This window comes from Brucella sp. NBRC 113783, assembly GCF_040372265.1.
Taxonomy (GTDB): domain Bacteria; phylum Pseudomonadota; class Alphaproteobacteria; order Rhizobiales; family Rhizobiaceae; genus Brucella; species Brucella teleogrylli.
On the sequence record NZ_BAABRX010000002.1, the window covers coordinates 799,851 to 818,873 of the forward strand.

Genomic DNA, 19,023 nt, shown 5'->3' on the forward strand with positions numbered 1-19,023 from the left:
CCTATCTCACATACAGGAGTTATCCATGAAACGACTCGCAAGCACTTTTGCCGCTCTGGCCATCGCAACCGGCCTCGGCTCGCCCGCTTTCGCAGACACCACGCTCAATGTGCATTATCCGATGCCCGGCTTCTTCAAGGATGTCATGGCCGACATCTCGAAAAAATTCATGGAAGAAAATCCGGACATCAAGATCAACTTCGTCAGCCCTTCCGCCACCTATGAAGAAGGCATCCAGACGATCATGCGTCAAGCTGGCACGTCGGAAATGCCGGATATCACCTTCACCGGTCTCAATCGCCTGCGCGTTCTGGCCGAACGCAATATCGGCGTCGACATGAAGCCACTGGTCGAGAAGGAAAAGGATATGGAAGCGCAGGGCTTCACTGATCATATCCTCAGTCTCGCCCGCGTCGGCGACCGTCAGGTCGGCCTTGCTTTCGCGACCTCCAACCCTATCATGTACTACAATGCCGATCTGGTGCGCGCTGCCGGTGGCAACCCCGACACGCCGCCCACCACCTGGGACGAAGTGATCGCGCTCGGCGGCAAGATCAAGGCGCTCGGCAACGGCAATGAAGGCATCGACTTCCGCTGGCAGGGTGACGACTGGATGTTCTCCGCTCTTCTATTCGGCGCAGGCGGCACCATGCTGACCGAAGACGAGAAGAAGGTCGCTTTCGACGGACCCGAAGGCCTTGCTGCGCTGAAGCTCGTTGACCGCATGGTCAAGGAAGGCGGCATGCCGGTTCTGACCAAGGCTGCGGGCGAACAGGCCTTTGCCGCTGGCAAGGTGGGCTTTGCCTTCCAGACCACCGGCGCACTGCGCAACACGATCAAGAATGTCGGCGACAAGTTTGATCTGCGCACCGCAAAGATCCCGCTCATCAACCCGGAAAAGGGTCGTCTGCCGACCGGTGGCAACGCGGTCGTAATCCTCACCGAAGACCAGTCCAAGGTCGATGCCGCCTGGAAATTCGCCAAGTTCGCCGCCGGTCCTTATGGCGCTTCGGTCGTGGTTCCGGGCACCGGTTACGTGCCGAACAACGATCTCGCCGCCAAGTCGGATGAATATCTCGGCAAGTTCTACGAAGAAAACCCGCTCTTCAAGGCCGGTCTCAGCCAGATGTCGATCATGGTGCCGTGGTATGCCTTCCCCGGCTCCAACGGCGTGAAGGTAACGCAGACCATCGTGGACGGTCTCTCCCGTCTGGTCGAACAGTCCGCCACCCCGGAAGACATCCTCGCCGACACCGCCAAGGACGTGCAGCGCCTCCTGCCGCGCAAGTAACGCAAACGGGCGCTCCGCGTCAACGCACGCCCTCATCCTGAGGTGCGGAGCGGAGCGAAGCCTCATACTGAGCCCGTTGAAGGATCGAAGGGGGAGGTCCAGTCTAGGCTCCCTCGCCCTTCGAGACGCCGCCTTCGGCGGCTCCTCAGGATGAGGGAGCGCGGGCGGCGGTGTCAGCTCTGCCTTAATAGCTGGCCAGCACATCAGCAGCCACACCAAAAACAAAAGGCCGCGTTGGTTGCTCCAACGCGGCCTTTTGCATTCATATGGATGAGATCAATAGGTCCAGTTGCGCGCCTTGGAGAACAGGAAATCCCTGAACGCATGCAGCTTGGCGGAATTCTTCAATGCTTCCGGGTAGCAGAAGAACGTATCGAAGGACGGGATTTCCTCCAGTTCCGGCACGAGCTGCACCAGACCGGATTCCTTGTCGGCCATGTAATCCGGCAGCACGGCAATGCCGACGCCACGCTGTACGGCGCGGCGCACCGACAGAAGATTATTGACCTGCAAGGCCGGGATGCGCGTGCTGCCATCGGTGCGGCCTGCCACTTCCAGCCAGTTCAGGCCGGTCAGATAGCTCGGAGCCGGTTCGCCAAATGTCACGATGCGATGCTGGTCGATCTCATCGATCGAGTTCAGCTTGCCGTATTTCGAGACATAGCCCGCCGAAGCGTAAAGGTGCATATGCACTGTAAACAGGCGGCGCTGGATGAGGTCCGGCTGCTGCGGCTGACGCAGACGCAGAGCGCAATCCGCATGGCGCATCGTCAGGTCCAGCTCTTCATTGTCGAGAATGAGCTGGAGCTGGATATCCGGATAAAGCTCGACGAATTCCTGAATACGCTCGATCAGCCAGCCGGAGCCGAGCCCCACCGTCGTAGTGACGCGCAGGCGTCCCGTCGGCTTTTCCTTGCTCTCGGCCAGTTTGGAGCGAACATTTTCCAGCTTCATCAACACGTCATGCGCCGTGCGATAAAGCGTTTCGCCCTGTTCCGTCAAAATCAGCCCGCGCGCGTGGCGGTGGAACAGCGGCACGCCGACATCCTGTTCCAGCGCACTGACCTGACGCGAAATGGCCGATTGCGACAAATGCAATGTCTGCGCGGCATGGGTGAACGACCCTGCTTCTGCCGCAGCATGAAAAATGCGCAGTTTATCCCAGTCGAGCGGTGCGACCACGATTTCCCCCTCGTTACTCCGCTGCTTCGTGCAGCGGTTCCTGTGCGGCCAGCCAGCGCTCGGCTTCGAGCGCTGCCATGCAGCCCATACCGGCGGCGGTCACGGCCTGACGGTAGATATCGTCGGTGACGTCGCCAGCGGCATAAATGCCCGGAACATCCGTGGCGGTGGAATCGGGCGCCGTCCACAGATAGCCGTTCGGCTTCTGCTTCAGCTTGCCTTCGAACAGCGACACGGCAGGCGCATGACCGATGGCGACAAAGACGCCATGTGTATCGACTTCCGTGGTCTCGCCCGTCACGACATTCTTCAGCCGCACACCGGTAACGGTCGCGCCCATCGGAGGCTTGGCCTCGGTACCGAGAATTTCATCGATCACGCTGTTCCAGACCACACTGACATTGGCGCGCGACAGGAGACGATCCTGCATGATCTTTTCGGCGCGGAAACCGTCGCGGCGATGCACCACGGTCACGCTCTTGGCGATATGCGACAGGTAAAGCGCTTCTTCGACAGCCGTATTGCCGCCGCCGACCACAACCACGTCCTTGCCGCGATAGAAGAACCCATCGCAGGTCGCGCAAGCCGAGACGCCACCGCCCATGAAGGTCTGTTCGCTGTCGAGGCCAAGCCACTTGGCCTGCGCACCAGTCGCGATGATCAGCGCGTCACAGGTATAGACTGCGCCGGAATCGGCCTTCAGGCGGAACGGGCGCACCGTGGTTTCAACCTCGGTGATGATGTCGTGCACGATTTCCGCGCCGACATGTTCTGCCTGCTTGGCCATCTGTTCCATCATCCATGGGCCCTGCACCGGCTCGGCATAGCCCGGATAATTTTCCACATCGGTGGTGATCATCAGCTGACCTCCCTGCTGCAGACCGGCAATGACGATAGGCTTCAACATGGCGCGCGCTGCGTAAATCGCGGCGGTATAACCAGCAGGACCTGAGCCGATAACAATAACGGGCGCATGACGCTGTGACATGAGGTTCCTCTCCGGTCCTAAAATCGATTTAAAGCAGCGGGTGCACGACTGACCGGAATCGCCTGCGCACCCGGCCTAACTGTGCCCTGATATTATGGCCAAGGTAGGTCTGCCCTTTTCCGTTTGCAAGGTTTGACGGGCATTTGCTGCGCTTTAGCCACAGCTTGTGACAGTTAGGCGATAGGAAGCGCCTCCCCGCATTGCGACCGGGTCGATCTCGCGTTAAACAGACAGGAAAAACAACGCTCAACTGTCCGCCAATCGCCCCACAAACGGCCGGAGACGACCGCCATCTATAAGACTGTCGCCAACATATGCGCGCGCTTCGGCCTCATCATGGCGGCCGCCATGCTTTTGCCCGCCGCAATCGACTTGCGCGACGGCAGCGACGACTGGCTGATTTTCCTGCGTTCGGCAGCAACGACGGGCGCGCTTTCCGCGCTCATCCTTTTTGCGACGCAGAACCAGTCCGTGCGTTTCACGCCCCGCCTCGGTTTTCTGCTCACGGTCTGCATCTGGCTGACCGCAGCTTTCCTCGGCTCGATACCGCTTTATTTCTCGCATCTGCCGATCAGCTATGCCACCGCTTTTTTCGAAGCCATGTCCGGCGTGACCTCCACTGGCGCAACGGCGCTGACCGGCCTGGATAATATGCAGCGCGGCATTCTGCTCTGGCGGTCGCTGCTCTGCTGGATCGGCGGTATCGGCTTCATCGGCCTGGCGCTTCTGATGCTGCCGTCGCTGCGCGCCGGTGGCCTTGCGCTCTTTCACATGGAAAATTCCGACAAGTCAGAAAAAATCCTGCCGCGCATGAACCAGATCGCGCTTGGCATTATTCTCGCCTATCTGAGCCTGACGGCTGCCTGCATCATCAGCTATTTCATGGTTGGGATGAGCGTGTTCGACGCCATCAACCACGGCCTGACGACGGTGGCCACGGCTGGCTTTTCCACGCATGACAACTCGCTCGGTTTCTACCACGGCAACCGCCTTCTGCTGGTTGTCGCGACGGTGTTCATGATTCTCTCGGCCTTGCCCTTCGTGCTCTACATCAAGGCTTTCATGCCCAAGCGGCTGGAATCGCTGGCAGATCCGCAGGTCAAACTGTTCTTCAGCATCGTCATCGGCTTCAGCTTCATCCTCGCCGTCGTCTTGCGGCTTGGTCTGGACGTGCCTTTTGGCGACGCGCTAATTTCGGCCTCGTTCCATTTCGTGTCCGTCATCACGACCACCGGCTATGCGACCGAAGACTATTCGCTCTGGGGGCCACCCGCTCTCGGCATTTTCTTCCTCGCCTCGTTTCTGGGAAGCTGCGCGGGCTCCACGTCGGGCGGTATCAAGATGAACCGCCTCATCATCCTGTGGAGCCTGACACAAGCGAGCCTGTCGCGCCTAATCGTGCCGCATGCCGTCACCAAGATGCGCTATGGCTCATCGGAAATCTCCGGCGAAATCGCCCAGAACGTGCTGCTCTATCTCTTCCTCTATTGCGCATCGCTGGTGATCGGCGCGGTGCTGCTGGCGTCACTCGGCCTCGACTTCGTATCGGCCTTCACTGGCGCACTGACCGCCCTGTCCAATATTGGCCCCGGCCTTGGTGAAACAATCGGTCCGGTTGGCAATTTTTCCACCATCCAGGACCCGGCTCTCTGGGTGCTGTCCTTCCTGATGCTGGCAGGACGACTGGAGCTTGTGACGGTATATATCCTGTTCACACGCGCTTTTTGGGTGCGTTGACAGAGCTTTAGACGGTTTACACGCCACGGATTCATTTGATATTAGCATGATTAGATTGCGCCATGACGGCGTCACATATTCTATAATTACCCTTGAATGAAATTTCCTTGCGCGCGGAGTCATGCATGCCGATCAAGGCCGATCTGGACGAAATCGATTGGAAAATCCTGCGGGAGCTCCAGAACAACGGGCGCATCACCAATGTCGAGCTGGCCGAACGGGTCGGCATTTCGGCACCTCCCTGCCTTCGCCGGGTCCGTAAACTCGAGGAAAGCGGCGTCATTCGGGGCTATCGCGCCATTCTCAACGGCAATGCGCTGGGTCAGGATCTGGTCGCATTCTGTTCGGTCGGTCTGCACCGTCAGGCTGATGCCGATCTGAAGGCTTTTGCGGAGAAAACCAAGCAGTGGCCGCTGGTACGCCGCGCATGGATGGTTTCGGGCGAGTCCGACTTCCTGCTTCATTGCGTTGCACGTGATCTGAACACGTTCCAGACCTTCGTGATCGAGGAACTGACCGCAGCACCAAATGTGGACTCCGTCCGCACCGCGCTGACCATTCGTCCGGTCAAGGACGAACCGCTGATGATTCTCTGAACACCACGGCCTTTAAAGCGCGTCGCGTTTTATCCCACCCATACGACGCGCTTTATCTATTTGTTTCTACGCATGTCGGTACCGGAAAACCGGTTCCCACTTTTCCGCGACATGCTTTAGTGTCTGAATCAAAAAGCGGCAGGCCGTGGCGAAAATGGTGATTTCGAGAACCGGAGCGCAGCGTACATTGGGTACGTGAGCACCGGAAGCGCAGAAATCGCCATTTGCAGACCGGCATGGCAACTTTTGGATCAGACACGCCCGGCGAATACGCGCTCATAGACACCGCTGATCGCAGCCGCTTCCTTCTCGAGCGGGAAATTGGCGCGCACATGCGCAAGAGCGGTTTCGCCGTCACGCTCGGCCATGGCCGGGTCTGCGAGATAAGGCTCAATAGCCTCGCGCAAGGCTTCGCCATCTCCAGCGGGCACGAAACTGCCGGTTTCGTCGACGATCATTTCGGCATAGGCCCCGGCATCGCTTGCCACTACAGCGGTCTTCGACGCCATGGCTTCCAGCGGCGTCAGGCCAAATCCCTCATTGCGCGACGGCGCAACATAAAGCGTCAGGCGGCGATACCAGACCCGAATATCGGGGACTTCACCCAAAATGAGAATACGATCCTGCAAACCGGCGGCGGCAATCTTCGCCTTGAGGTCATCCTCGAAAGATTGATGCTCAGCGGTGGTTCGTCCGGTGATGATCGCCGTCCATTCAGGATATTTCGGCAAAAGCGCAATCATCGCATCGACGAAGAGATCGGTGCCCTTGGAATGCCGCACGCGCCCGAAACAACCGACAGCATATTTGCCCGGAAGACCAGAGGCGGCAAACATGTCTTCCTCACCAACCGGGGGATGAAAGCGTTCCAGATCGACGCCATGCATGATGACCTCATGCGGCACTTCCAGAAAACTGCCCGAGCGCCCGCTGGTGGCGATGACCGCATTCATGCGGCGGATGAGCCATTTGGTGAAAGGCTTGTGGTTGCGCTGGGCAGCCGAGGTGAACACCAGCCGCAGCTTCATGCGCAAGACATCGCGCATGAAAATACCGGCAAGCATTTCGATATTACGCCGCGCATGCCAGATCCGGAAGCGGCGGTTTTTCGGTGCTGACCAGAAGGACAAAAGCGCGCCCCAGCCCAAATGCGGCAGGCTTTCCGGCAAACCCGGTCCCATTGTGGCAATGTTCAGCCCCTTCGCACGTTGCAAAGGAATGAGCTGCACAATCGTCGAGGTCACGCCGGAAAGGCGCTGCTTGAAGTTGGGAGCTACAACCTCGACGCTCTCAACCGGAACCGGATTTGAATGGGGCACGGTGATCAGATGAACTTCAGTGTCACGATCTCGTAGGAACGCGAGCCGCCCGGTGCATTGACCTCGATCGTATCGCCTTCGGTCTTGCCAATCATGGCGCGCGCGATTGGCGACGAAATCGAAATGCGGCCTTCCTTCACGTCAGCTTCCTGGTCGCCAACGATCTGGTAGATTTTCTCATCTTCGGTGTCTTCGTCGATCAGCGTGACCGTCGCGCCGAATTTGATTCGGTCGCCGCTCAGCTTGGTAACGTCGATCACTTCGGCACGCGCAACGACATCTTCCAGTTCGTTGATGCGGCCTTCGTTGAGGCTCTGGGCTTCCTTGGCCGCGTGATATTCGGCGTTTTCCGACAGATCGCCATGGGCACGCGCTTCTGCGATAGCCTCGATGATCCGAGGACGCTCGTTTTGCTGACGCCAGCGGAGCTCTTCCTTGAGCTTTTCGAAACCGCGAGGGGTCATAGGGAACTTTTCCATACCCAGTCCTTTCCTTCGCCCGGCGCCCGTCTCTTCCCAAGAACTGAACGCGCCGGCAGTTTGGTTGCCCGCCGCACCCTGCCTGCACAACCGCGCTGCAAGGTGCCCTTCCGGGAGCTGCAACACCCCCCGATACACAAAAAGAAAACGGTCACCGAAACACCCGTTTCGGAACCGTTCAAACGACTAATTCGCCGAACTATAGCATTTCTGGCGATCTTTTCACGCGGAAAAAATCGAACCCTGTCAAATCTCCAGACAAGAAGCCAGCTCAGAGCCTGAATCAAAAAGCGGCATGTGTGTGCGAAAATGGTGATTTTCGAGTACCGGAGCGGAGCGTACTTAAGGTACGTGAGCACCGGAATGGAGAAAATTGCCATTTGCAGCCACACAGGGCGACTTTTGGAACGGGCTCTTAAAGACGCATCTGCACCATTGTCGCAGAATACAGACGCCGCTTGCCGCGAGGCCCGGCTAATGCCTATAGGACAGACAATTTCCGGCGATCCTATGGGGCCGGACCTTTTTCTTCGCAATCCGAGGCCATGATGACGCGCACGCAAGCCAATATTGTCCTGCTTCTGGCTGGCGTGATCTGGGGCATGGGCTTCGTCGCCCAGTCGACCGCCATGGCCAGCATCGGCCCGTTCCTGTTTATCGGCGTTCGTTCCGGCATTGCCGCTCTCACCGTGCTGCCCTGGGCGCTTGCCGAAGGCCGCCGCTCGTCCGCCCGTCTGAAACCTTCCGACTATCGTTCCTTCATGCTGGTGGGCGCCGTGCTTTTCACCGGCCTGCTGCTGCAACAGATTGGCCTCATCACCACCTCGGTCACCAATGCCGGTTTTCTGACTGGCCTTTATGTCGTGATGGTGCCGGTTCTGGGGGTGTTGCTGTTCCGCACATGGCCGCACCCGGTTGTCTGGCCCTGCGCCGTCATCTGTCTGGCGGGGATTTTCCTGCTGTCGGGCGGTGAACTGACCGCGCTCAAGACCGGCGACTGGCTGGTCATCTGCGGAGCAATTTTCTGGGCCATGCAAGTGCTGCTGATTGGTCGCGCCAACCGCGCCGGACGCCCGATCATGCTGAGCTGCGTTCAGTTTGCCACCGCAGCCATTATCGGTCTGGCTAGCGCATCGCTGCTCGAAGGCTTCAACTGGAACGCCATCGCCCTGACATGGAAGGAAATCCTGTTCACCGGCGTGATGTCGTCCGGCATTGCCTTCACCCTGCAAGCCATCGGCCAGCGTTATACGACCTCGGCGCAGGCTGCGATCTTCCTGTCTTCGGAAGCGCTGTTTGCGGCGTTGTTCGGCGCGATCTTCCTCGGCGACCGGCTGACCTTCATCGGCTTCATCGGCTGCGGCATGCTCTTTGCGGCCATGCTAGCCGTCGAACTTGTCCCGATGTTCTGGAACCGCAAGGCGGAACCGGTCCCGGCAGCGGAACCGGCAGAATAACCATCAAGCCTTGAAAATCAGCGCCGCGCCGCCTGCGATGAAGGCAAAGCCCAGCAGGTGGTGCCAGGTGAAGGCTTCCTTCAGATAGAACACCGAGAACAGGCTGAAGATCACCAGCGTGATGACTTCCTGTATCGTCTTGAGCTGGGCCGCCGAATAAACTTCGTGCCCGATACGGTTGGCTGGAACCGCGAGGCAATATTCGATCAGCGCGATACCCCAGCTGATGAAAATCACCGCAACCAGCGGCGTGTTGGTGAATTTCAGATGGCCGTACCAGGCAAAGGTCATGAAAATATTCGAGCCGACCAGAAGCAGGATCGGCAGGATGCTTGGCGAAATCAGTGCTGACATGGGTGAAACTTTTGGGACCGGGAGGATGGTCTGATGCGCGGTTTGGCCCTGAACCACGGCGGTAAGCGATAGAACATTTCCGACAAAAGTGGGAAGCGATTTTACATGGCGCAGTGCAAAAAACAGCCGTGCCGTCAGTCAAAAGATAGAGAGCATCACAAGCTCGCCCTTTCGTTGCCCTGATTGCGCCACAGCGCTTAACAGAGGCACTGACTCTTCCTTTACGCTTCTCTCATAGGATACAGGAAACACCGCCCCACAAGCAGAAGGCAAGGACATGAGTTTTGCGTTGTCCGCCACAACAGATCACGATCATGCGCGTTCGCGATTGCGCCGTCTTGGTCCGGCGGCGTCCGTGCTCCTGCTGATACTGGCCGCTGGCTGTTCCGGCGACCGCCCGCCGCGCCCGCAAGCCGATGTGGGAAACTCGGATATCATGGTGCCAAGCACCGACGTGGCCAGCGCTCCGATGCCATCCGCTCGCTTGGCCGATGCACCGATGCAAGCCGCGCCGGTAATGAGTTCGCCGATACCCGAGCCCCCCATGACGCATACGCCGCAGCAAGACCGTGTTGTGGGGCTGGCCGAGGAAGAAGAAACCCACACCGCGCAGCCAGCACCGCAAAGCGAGCCGCAATATGCAGGCGATTACGGCTTTGCGACGCCGGTTCAGAACCCGGTTACGGCGGCTGAAAACATCTACACCATGTCGAATTCCGAAGCGGCGTGCCGCACACGCCTTAAAAAACTCGGCGTCGTCTTCAAGGAAAAGCCGCCGATCTATCGCAGCGCATCCTGCAATATCGGCAATCCGATTGAGGTGTCGGGCTTCAACAGCGGCTCCATCGCCTTCAAACCGGCGGCAACGCTGAACTGTCAGGTGACGGAAGCCTTTGCGCGCTGGATCAAGGGCGATCTGCAACCGGCGGCGCGCCTGCGCTATCTGTCCGGCATCAACACGATCTATAATGCGGGCGGCTATTCCTGCCGCACGATGAATCATCGTCGCGGCGCGAAAATGTCGGAACATTCACGCGGCAACGCCATCGACGTGACGCGGATCAAGCTGAACAACGGCAAGGATATTTCGGTGCGCAGACCCGGTTTCTTCGCTTTCCGCGAAAAAGGCCTGCTCAACAGCGTTCGTTCCGACGCCTGCGATTATTTCACCACGGTGCTTGGGCCGGGCTATAATCCTGAACATGCAGATCACTTTCACTTCGACCTGATGCAGCGTCGAAGCGGCTATCGCGCCTGCAAATAAAGCCCGGTCGAAACCGGGCTTTTCTGCGATGTAGATGGAGAGCGGCTATTCTTCCGGGACCGGAGACGGCTTGCCGTCCTTGTCCAGCGCCACCATGACGAATTCGCCATGCGTCACCAGTTCCATGCGCTGCTGGGATGCGCGCTGCGCCCAGGCTTCGACACGCAAGGTGATCGAAGTGCGGCCCACCTTGGTGATTTCCGTATAGACGCACAAAACGTCGCCGATCTTGACCGGCTTGGCAAAGGACATCTCGCGCACGGCTGCGGTGACGACGCGGCCACGGGCGCGTTCTTCCGCACGAATGCCGGAGGCCGAGTCCATCTGTGACATGACCCAGCCGCCAAAAATATCGAATGCCGAATTGGCGTCCTTCGGCATGGCCGGAACGCGCAAGGTCAGTTCGCCTTTGGGCTTATCTGCAACGCTCATCAATCAATCCTTTAAACACAAATGATTCTGCCGGAGTATGGGACAAACCAATCCTGAAAAACATGCGGCATCGCAACCTGCATTTATCGGGCGCGACTTCCTGACAACCTTCTGTCAGGAGCCACCTGCCAGGATCCGGCAACAGGGCTGATTTTGCCGCCGTGCTCTTTTCATTTGCATGTCGAAATTCCATATTAGCGACATGGCTTCCTCCAAAGACAAATACACACAGGATTCGCACGATACGGCTGACGGCTTCAGCGAAATGCCGCAGGCCGAGCTTTCTGGCGCGCCGTTGACCGGCTCCATCGCCGACTGGGCGAAGGAAATCGGCGACGAAGCGGCAAAGCCTGCTGCCAAAGCAACCAAATCCGCCAAGACGCCGAAGAAGATCCCCGAACGCAGCAAGGAAGCATCCCGCAGCGGTCGCGGTACGTCGATGGGCGGTGCGGCTTCCGCCAAGGAGCGCGCAGCCGCAGGGCTCAATCCGGTCGCCGGGCTGGATATCAGTCTGGAAGATGCTGCCGGGCTCAATGCGTCGGGCGCCACTGCCACCGTGCAGGCGCTGTCCGATCTGATCGAATCTGGCAATCCGCTGTTCAAAAACGGCCAGCTCTGGACACCGCACCGCCCTGCCCGCCCGGAAAAATCCGAAGGCGGCATTTCCATCGAGATGGAGACGCCATTCGAACCGTCCGGCGACCAGCCGACGGCGATTCGTGATCTGGTCGAAGGGCTGACCAATGACGACCGCACACAGGTGCTGCTCGGCGTCACCGGCTCCGGCAAAACCTTCACCATGGCCAAGGTCATTCAGGAGACCCAGCGCCCGGCGCTGATCCTCGCGCCCAACAAGACGCTGGCGGCCCAGCTTTACGGCGAGTTCAAGAGCTTCTTCCCGAACAATGCGGTCGAGTATTTCGTATCCTATTACGATTATTATCAGCCGGAAGCCTATGTGCCGCGCTCAGACACCTATATCGAGAAGGAATCCTCGATCAACGAGCAGATCGACCGTATGCGCCACTCGGCCACGCGCGCGCTGCTTGAGCGCGACGACGTGATCATCGTCGCTTCGGTCTCGTGCATCTATGGTATCGGTTCGGTCGAAACCTATACGGCCATGACCTTCGAAATGAAGATCGGCGACCGGCTCGACCAGCGGCAATTGCTCGCCGATCTCGTGGCGCAGCAATATAAGCGGCAGGATATCAATTTCGTGCGCGGCTCGTTCCGCGTGCGTGGCGACACGATCGAACTTTTCCCGGCCCACTTGGAAGACCGGGCCTGGCGCATTTCGCTGTTCGGCGACGAGATTGAAACCATCACCGAATTCGACCCGCTCACCGGCCAGAAGACCGGCGATCTGAAATCGGTCAAGATCTACGCAAATTCGCACTATGTCACGCCGCGACCGACGCTCAATCAGGCCATCAAGTCGATCAAGGACGAGCTGAAGCATCGCCTTGTCGAATTGAACAATGCCGGGCGTCTGCTGGAAGCGCAGCGTCTGGAACAGCGCACGACTTTCGATCTAGAAATGCTGGAAGCCACCGGCTCCTGCGCGGGCATCGAAAACTATTCGCGCTATCTGACGGGTCGCAATCCCGGCGAACCGCCGCCGACCCTGTTTGAATATATCCCGGACAACGCGCTGGTTTTCATCGATGAAAGCCATGTCACCGTCCCGCAGATCGGCGGTATGTATCGCGGCGACTTCCGCCGTAAGGCGACGCTGGCCGAATATGGCTTCCGCCTGCCGTCCTGCATGGATAACCGCCCGCTCCGTTTCGAGGAATGGGACGCGATGCGTCCGCAGACTATTGCCGTTTCGGCAACGCCGGGCAGCTGGGAAATGGAAGAAGCGGGTGGCGTTTTTGCTGAACAGGTCATTCGCCCGACCGGCCTGATCGACCCCCCCGTGGAAATCCGTCCTGCCAAGACGCAGGTGGACGACGTGCTTGGCGAAATCCGCGACACGGCAAAGAAGGGCTACCGCACGCTCGTCACGGTGCTGACCAAGCGCATGGCGGAAGACCTGACCGAATATCTGCACGAACAGGGCGTGCGCGTGCGCTACATGCACTCGGATATCGACACGCTGGAGCGTATCGAAATCATCCGCGATCTGCGTCTTGGCGCATTTGACGTGCTGGTGGGCATCAACCTGCTGCGCGAAGGTCTCGACATTCCCGAATGCGGCTTCGTCGCCATTCTCGACGCCGACAAGGAAGGTTTTTTGCGGTCTGAAACCTCACTGGTTCAGACCATCGGTCGCGCCGCGCGTAATGTCGACGGCAAGGTTATCCTCTACGCTGACAACATTACCGGCTCGATGCAGCGTGCCATGGATGAAACCAGCCGTCGCCGTGAGAAGCAGATTGCCTATAATGAAGAACACGGCATAACACCGGCCTCGGTGAAGAAGAACATTTCGGATATTCTGAACTCGGTCTACGAACGCGACCATGTCCGCGCCGATATTTCGGGCTTTGCCGAAGAAGGCGGCATGATGGGCAACAATCTGCAAGCCCATCTGGAATATCTGGAAAAGCAGATGCGCGATGCCGCCGCCGATCTGGATTTCGAAAAGGCCGCGCGTCTGCGCGACGAAATCAAGCGCCTGCGCGAGACGGAACTCGCCATTGCCGACGATCCGATGGCGCGGGAGGTGGAACTGGAAAGCCCGGTCACCGGGCGCACAAAGGGCCGCCACAATGCCGGGCGCAAGGTGCATAGAACGGTTGATGACACCAGCGGAAAGTCTCTGTTCCAGAAGCCGTCGCTGGACAATATGGGACCGGGCACGGACATGGCGAAGCCACGCCACGATGGCCCGCTGCCCGCAGCGCCGGACACGAAATTCCGCAAGAACTCGCTGGATGAAATGACGGTGAAGCGGACGGAAGTGCCCGCCGGTGGAGAGGCCCCGGTCCGCCGCGAACGCGCCGGTATCGGCTCTTACGAAGACCCGGTGGACGTCGCCCGCAAGAAGCGGCGGCCCGGCAAGACCGGTCGTCCGGGAAGATAAAAATGCGGCTCCACCCGGAGCCGCATTTATTTTGCCATCAATATTCCTGCGCGGTTGGACGATACAGGATTTCGTTGACGTCAACATTGTCCGGCTGGCTCATCGCGAAAGCCACCATGGACGCGAAAGACTCCGCCGGAATAGCAACATTGTTATAAAGCACCTTCACGCGCTCGGCCTGCTGCGGGTCTGTGACGCTGTTGGGAAGCTCCGTCGCCACCGCGCCCGGCGATATCACCGTCGTGCGGATGTTGTACGGTTTCACTTCCTGACGCAATCCTTCCGAAATGACCCGCACCGCAGTTTTGGTTGCCGAATAGACGGCCCCGCCCGGTCCCACCTTATGTCCCGCCACCGACGAGACATTGATAATGTGACCGCTCTTCTGGTCGCGCATATGCGGCAAGGCGGCGGCGATGCCATAAAGCACGCCCTTGATATTGACGTCGATCATGCGATCCCAGTCATCCACCTTGCCCATTTCGAGCATCGAATGCGGCATCAGCCCGGCATTGTTGATCAGCACATCGACACGACCGTGCAGCTTCACTGCCTGATCGACCAGATGCTGAACCTGAAGGCGGTCGGTCACGTCCGTTCGCAGAACCGCGCCTTCGGCCAGTTTCAGTTCACCGGCCAGCGCCTTTAGCCGATCGAGACGGCGCGCGCCGAGCACAAGCTTGGCCCCGCCTTCGGCCAGCCGCCGCGCAGCCGCTTCACCGAGACCGCTGCTTGCGCCAGTGATAACGACGACCTTGTCCTGAATTCCCTGCATGGTCCTGTCTCCTGTTGAACGGGGCTACCGGTCGACACGCTGTTGCAAATGCGCCGGATAGCGGTCGCCCTGCACAGTGATGTCGGCAAGCGCGGCTTCGATGCGGTTCAAATCCTCGGCACTCAATTCGACATTGGTGGCACCGATGTTTTCTTCCAGACGATGCAGCTTCGTCGTACCGGGAATCGGCACGATCCATGGCTTCTGCGCCAGCAACCACGCAATCGCGATCTGGGCACGGGTAACACCCTTGGCTTCTGCGATCTGGCCAAGCATATCGACCAGCGCCTGATTGGCATCACGGGCTTCGGTCGAAAAGCGCGGCACGACATTGCGGAAATCATTGGCCGCAAAGCTCGTCTTGCTGTCGATGGTTCCGGTCAGAAAGCCTCTGCCCAGCGGGCTGAACGGAACAAAGCCGATGCCCAGCTCTTCCAGAACCGGCAGGATTTGCTGTTCCGGCTCACGCCACCACAGCGAATATTCGCTTTGCAACGCCGTGACCGGCTGCACGGCATGGGCGCGCCGGATGGTTTGCGGACCAGCTTCCGAAAGGCCGAAATGCTTGACCTTCCCCTCCTGGATCAGATCGCGCACCGTTCCGGCCACGTCCTCGATGGGCGTCGCCGGATCAACGCGATGCTGATAGAACAGGTCGATCACATCCGTCTTCAGCCGCTTCAGCGATGCTTCAGCAACCGCACGAATATGTTCGGGACGGCTATTCACCCCATTCTGACCACCCTTGTCGTCGAATTCGAAACCGAACTTGGTGGCGATCACCAGCCGGTCGCGAATCGGCGCCAGCGCTTCGCCCAGAACTTCCTCATTCACATAGGGTCCATAGACTTCCGCTGTATCGAAGAACGTGATGCCCTTGTCGAATGCAGCTCTCAGCAGCCCGACCGCCTGTGCCTTTTCCATGGCCGGACCATAGGCGAAACTAAGGCCCATGCAGCCGAGACCGATGGCTGAAACCTCAAGGCCGCTACGGCCCAATATTCTCTTCTTCATGGTCAATATCCTTATGCGTGATAATCTTCGTCGCTGACATGTTCCAGCCAGTCCACCACCTTGCCGTCGAGCGCTTCCGCTATAGCAATATGGGTCATGGCCGTGGTGGCCGTCGCGCCGTGCCAATGCCGTTCGCCCGGCTCGAACCAGACGATATCACCGGGGCGGATTTCCTCGACAGGGCCACCCTCGCGCTGCGCCCAGCCAAGCCCTGCGGTCACGATCACCGTCTGGCCCAGCGGATGCGTGTGCCACGCCGTGCGTGCGCCCGGCTCGAATGACACGGTAGCGCCGCCAACACGCGCCGGTGCCGTCGTGCTGAACGGCATGTCGAGCCGGACCGTACCGGTGAAATAATCGGCGGAACCCTTGGTCGAAGGCTGAGACCCGATGCGCTTGATCTGCATGATGTGTTTCCTTTCTTTCCCCGCCTGAAATCGCGGCAAACTTAAAAACTTCTGCTGCCGATGATTAGACACTATAATCGGCATGAACTCATGAAGTGGATTCATCAATGCGGCGCGACAATATTCACGATCTGCTGGCTTTTCTGGCCATTGCCCGCGAGGGCAGTTTCACCCGCGCGGCGGCAAAACTTGGCGTTTCCCAATCAGCGCTCAGCCACACAATGCGCGGGCTGGAGGAACGGCTCGGCCTGCGTCTTCTCACCCGCACCACGCGCAGCGTCTCCCCGACCGAGGCTGGCGAAAGGCTGTTGCGCACCATCGGGCCCCGTTTCGAAGAGATCGAAACCGAACTCGACGCCCTGAGCGAATTGCGCGACAAGCCTGCCGGAACCATTCGCATCACCACTCCCGAACATGCGGCGCAGTCCATCCTGTGGCCCGCTCTGGAACGACTTCTGCCGGACTATCCCGATATCCACGTCGAAGTGGCCGTCGATTCCGGGCTGCGCGACATCGTAGCCGATCGTTATGACGCCGGTATTCGCCTTGGCGAGCAGATCGCACAGGACATGATCGCCGTGCCCATCGGCCCTGACGTGCGCATGGCCGTGGTCGGCGCTCCGTCCTATTTCAAGCGATATCCGGTGCCCCGCACCCCGCAGGAACTGACCGCGCATCGTTGCATCAATCTGCGCCTGCTCACCTATGGCGGGCTTTATGCCTGGGAATTCGAGAAGAACGGGCGAGAGCTGAAGGTGCGCGTCGAAGGCCAGCTCATTCTCAATTCCCCGACCATGATCGTCGAAGCCGCCAAGGCCGGTTTCGGCCTCGCCAGCTTGCCGGAATACTATATGCGGGACGGTATTGCCGATGGCACGCTGGTGCGCGTGCTGGAAGACTGGTGCCCGCCCTTTCCGGGCTTTCATCTCTATTATCCAAGCCGGAGACAATCTTCCCCGGCCTTCGCGCTTCTGGTCGACGCGTTGCGTTACAGAGAGGCGGAGCCGCTTGTGAACGCTGATCCGCCTCGCCGTTCACCTAGCAGCGACCGCCGCCCGTGACGCGGAAACCGGCCCGTTCCGCTTCGCAGCGATTGGAGAAGCTGCGCCGTTCACTGCCGCGCCGCGCGCAAACCGGTGCATATTCCCGCGTGCATGCGCCCATGCCCGGTCGGACGCCGTGCTGCGGCGGACGAGCCGGACCGACGCCGGGGCCATTCCAGCCCGAACCCGGGCGACTGCTGCACTGACCATTCGACACCACGCGGAACCCTTCCGCCCGTGCTGAACACGCATTTCCGAATGTCCGCCGGATACCCCTGCTCTCGCCGCAAACCGGCGAATAGATCATTGGGCAGGCCTGCACATGGCCCGGATTACCGGGCCGGACCGGCGGTGGCCGGTGATCAGGACCACCTTCCGCAACACAACCGCTCAACACCATCACACCGGCAATCAAGCCGGTCCATGACAAACCCCTCGACATGTTTCCTCCTCTCCAGAAACGTCTATCCGTCTTTTGTCCCCATCTAGAATGGAGCAGATGTTCCGAAGGGCAAGATTTAAATGGGAAGATTAGACGCCACGTATCGACAAGTCGCCAAGTTGCGTTACTCTGCAGTCAAGCTTTCGGCCCGAACAATCCGGGTCACAGCATGGGGCAAAAGCGAACAGAAAGACGACATGCGGCGTTTCGGAACTTTTCTGGCGGCATCGTTTCTGATCGTCCCGCTGTCACTCATTCCCGCCGAGGCAGAACCGGCACCGGCAAGCTTTAGCGAACCCAATCCGCGCATATCGGCGCCACCATTACCGCCGGAAAAGAAAGCGCCCACCGTCAATCGAATCTGCCAGTTGATCGAGACCAGCGCCTCCACGCATGGCATACCAAAAGATTTCTTCGCCCGCCTGATCTGGAAGGAAAGCCGGTTCGACCATCAGGCCGTCAGCCCGGTCGGCGCGCAAGGCATTGCACAGTTCATGCCCTATACGGCAAAGGAGCGCAGTCTGGCCGACCCGTTCGACATCGAGCAGGCAATCCCGGCCTCGGCCAGTTTCCTGTTCGACCTCAAAAAAGCTTTCGGCAATTGGGGTCTCGCCGCTGCGGCCTATAATGCCGGGCCGGGGCGTGTTTCCAGCTGGATGCGCTCGGGCGGTTTCCTCCCGCTCGAAACCGAGGACTATGTGCTGGACATCACCGGCGCACCCGCCGACGATTTCGCTTCCGGCAGGGAGGTGCAGAACCGGCCTCTTGATTCGGGGCGTTCCTTTACGGAAGCCTGCCGCCGCCTGCCGATCATCCGCTCGGCGACGATACCCATGTCGCGCGTCAAGCCGAAGCCATGGGGAATACAAGTTGCGGGGAATTTCCGCCGCGGTGCGGCTGTCAATCAATGGAGCCGCCTGCGCAAGCAATTCGCCTCTGTACTGAGCGGCCATAGCCCGGTCATCAGCCGCATTCGCACCCCGATGGGGCGGCGCGGCATCTATGCGGTGCGGATCGGCGCCAACAGCCGGGCGGAAGCCGATGGTATTTGTAGCAAGTTGCGCGCAGCCGGCGGCGCATGCATTGTTTCGCGCAATCGTTAGGGCATCGATGAAAGTGACCATTTTTGCGCCCGCAAAGATGGGGCACTTTATTAAACGCACCAATTAATCCGGCTATTTAAACACGCGGCTTCTCTATAAGATCTCTTAT

18 protein-coding genes are annotated in these 19,023 nt (G+C 59.3%); 8 read left to right on the forward strand and 10 right to left on the reverse strand.

Translation table 11 applies throughout. From position 1 onward, the window contains the following. Positions 1-25 precede the first annotated feature (25 nt). Positions 26-1,291 (forward strand): ABC transporter substrate-binding protein, encoded by a 1,266-nt coding sequence (locus ABWW11_RS09165; protein ID WP_109369468.1) that lies wholly within the window; start codon positions 26-28, stop codon positions 1,289-1,291. A 276-nt stretch (positions 1,292-1,567) separates the two neighbouring features. Here ABWW11_RS09165 and ABWW11_RS09170 read toward each other — a convergent pair whose 3' ends face one another. Next, on the reverse strand, positions 1,568-2,473 hold the full coding sequence (locus ABWW11_RS09170) for a LysR family transcriptional regulator (protein WP_109369469.1): 906 nt from the start codon (positions 2,471-2,473) through the stop codon (positions 1,568-1,570). Between the two features lie 13 nt (positions 2,474-2,486). Further along, complete coding sequence (gene trxB, locus ABWW11_RS09175) at positions 2,487-3,461, reverse strand: thioredoxin-disulfide reductase (protein WP_109369470.1); 975 nt, start codon at positions 3,459-3,461, stop codon at positions 2,487-2,489. Between the two features lie 336 nt (positions 3,462-3,797). On the opposite strand from trxB, the gene ABWW11_RS09180 reads away from it, so the two are divergent. Both ABWW11_RS09180 and ABWW11_RS09185 read left to right on the forward strand, forming a co-directional pair. Next, positions 3,798-5,198: a TrkH family potassium uptake protein gene (locus tag ABWW11_RS09180; RefSeq protein WP_109369471.1), complete on the forward strand. Its 1,401-nt coding sequence runs from the start codon at positions 3,798-3,800 to the stop codon at positions 5,196-5,198. Positions 5,199-5,323: 125 nt separating this feature from the next. Continuing rightward, positions 5,324-5,794: an Lrp/AsnC family transcriptional regulator gene (locus ABWW11_RS09185; RefSeq protein ID WP_095447076.1), complete on the forward strand. Its 471-nt coding sequence runs from the start codon at positions 5,324-5,326 to the stop codon at positions 5,792-5,794. Between the two features lie 251 nt (positions 5,795-6,045). Here the strand turns inward: ABWW11_RS09185 and ABWW11_RS09190 are convergent, their stop codons facing one another. Continuing rightward, positions 6,046-7,113 carry a glycosyltransferase family 4 protein gene (locus ABWW11_RS09190; RefSeq protein ID WP_109369472.1) on the reverse strand — a complete coding sequence of 356 codons (1,068 nt, stop codon included), beginning with the start codon at positions 7,111-7,113 and terminating at the stop codon, positions 6,046-6,048. A 5-nt stretch (positions 7,114-7,118) separates the two neighbouring features. Continuing rightward, entirely contained in the window at positions 7,119-7,592 is a 474-nt protein-coding gene (gene greA, locus ABWW11_RS09195; RefSeq protein WP_109369473.1) for a transcription elongation factor GreA, read from the reverse strand. A 548-nt stretch (positions 7,593-8,140) separates the two neighbouring features. Here greA and ABWW11_RS09200 point away from each other — a divergent pair. Continuing rightward, the gene (locus ABWW11_RS09200; protein WP_109370270.1) at positions 8,141-9,049 is read left to right on the forward strand and encodes a DMT family transporter; all 909 of its coding nucleotides are present in this window, start codon (positions 8,141-8,143) and stop codon (positions 9,047-9,049) included. A gap of 3 nt (positions 9,050-9,052) precedes the next feature. Here ABWW11_RS09200 and ABWW11_RS09205 read toward each other — a convergent pair whose 3' ends face one another. Continuing rightward, positions 9,053-9,403 carry a DMT family protein gene (locus tag ABWW11_RS09205; RefSeq protein WP_109370271.1) on the reverse strand — a complete coding sequence of 117 codons (351 nt, stop codon included), beginning with the start codon at positions 9,401-9,403 and terminating at the stop codon, positions 9,053-9,055. A gap of 277 nt (positions 9,404-9,680) precedes the next feature. Between ABWW11_RS09205 and ABWW11_RS09210 the strand changes: the two genes are divergently transcribed. Next, on the forward strand, positions 9,681-10,667 hold the full coding sequence (locus ABWW11_RS09210) for an extensin-like domain-containing protein (protein ID WP_109369475.1): 987 nt from the start codon (positions 9,681-9,683) through the stop codon (positions 10,665-10,667). A gap of 45 nt (positions 10,668-10,712) precedes the next feature. On the opposite strand, the gene ABWW11_RS09215 is transcribed toward ABWW11_RS09210, so the two are convergent. Further along, positions 10,713-11,099: an acyl-CoA thioesterase gene (locus ABWW11_RS09215; protein ID WP_109369476.1), complete on the reverse strand. Its 387-nt coding sequence runs from the start codon at positions 11,097-11,099 to the stop codon at positions 10,713-10,715. 202 nt (positions 11,100-11,301) lie between these two features. On the opposite strand from ABWW11_RS09215, the gene uvrB reads away from it, so the two are divergent. Continuing rightward, positions 11,302-14,130 (forward strand): excinuclease ABC subunit UvrB, encoded by a 2,829-nt coding sequence (gene uvrB, locus ABWW11_RS09220; protein ID WP_109370272.1) that lies wholly within the window; start codon positions 11,302-11,304, stop codon positions 14,128-14,130. A 37-nt stretch (positions 14,131-14,167) separates the two neighbouring features. On the opposite strand, the gene ABWW11_RS09225 is transcribed toward uvrB, so the two are convergent. Genes ABWW11_RS09225 through ABWW11_RS09235 form a run of 3 tightly spaced genes read right to left on the reverse strand, consistent with a single transcriptional unit; the run spans position 14,168 to position 16,326 of the window. Further along, positions 14,168-14,905: an SDR family oxidoreductase gene (locus ABWW11_RS09225; protein WP_319080672.1), complete on the reverse strand. Its 738-nt coding sequence runs from the start codon at positions 14,903-14,905 to the stop codon at positions 14,168-14,170. 24 nt (positions 14,906-14,929) lie between these two features. After that, entirely contained in the window at positions 14,930-15,919 is a 990-nt protein-coding gene (locus tag ABWW11_RS09230; RefSeq protein WP_109369478.1) for an aldo/keto reductase, read from the reverse strand. Positions 15,920-15,930: 11 nt separating this feature from the next. Next, positions 15,931-16,326: a (R)-mandelonitrile lyase gene (locus ABWW11_RS09235; RefSeq protein ID WP_109369479.1), complete on the reverse strand. Its 396-nt coding sequence runs from the start codon at positions 16,324-16,326 to the stop codon at positions 15,931-15,933. A 107-nt stretch (positions 16,327-16,433) separates the two neighbouring features. On the opposite strand from ABWW11_RS09235, the gene ABWW11_RS09240 reads away from it, so the two are divergent. After that, entirely contained in the window at positions 16,434-17,387 is a 954-nt protein-coding gene (locus ABWW11_RS09240) for a LysR family transcriptional regulator (protein WP_109369480.1), read from the forward strand. Here ABWW11_RS09240 and ABWW11_RS09245 read toward each other — a convergent pair. After that, positions 17,365-17,811: a Kazal-type serine protease inhibitor family protein gene (locus ABWW11_RS09245; RefSeq protein WP_109369481.1), complete on the reverse strand. Its 447-nt coding sequence runs from the start codon at positions 17,809-17,811 to the stop codon at positions 17,365-17,367. The two genes, ABWW11_RS09240 and ABWW11_RS09245, sit on opposite strands and share 23 nt — an antisense overlap. Before the next feature lie 197 nt (positions 17,812-18,008). On the opposite strand from ABWW11_RS09245, the gene ABWW11_RS09250 reads away from it, so the two are divergent. Then, on the forward strand, positions 18,009-18,914 hold the full coding sequence (locus ABWW11_RS09250) for a lytic transglycosylase domain-containing protein (protein ID WP_244597173.1): 906 nt from the start codon (positions 18,009-18,011) through the stop codon (positions 18,912-18,914). The last annotated feature ends 109 nt before the right edge of the window (positions 18,915-19,023 follow it).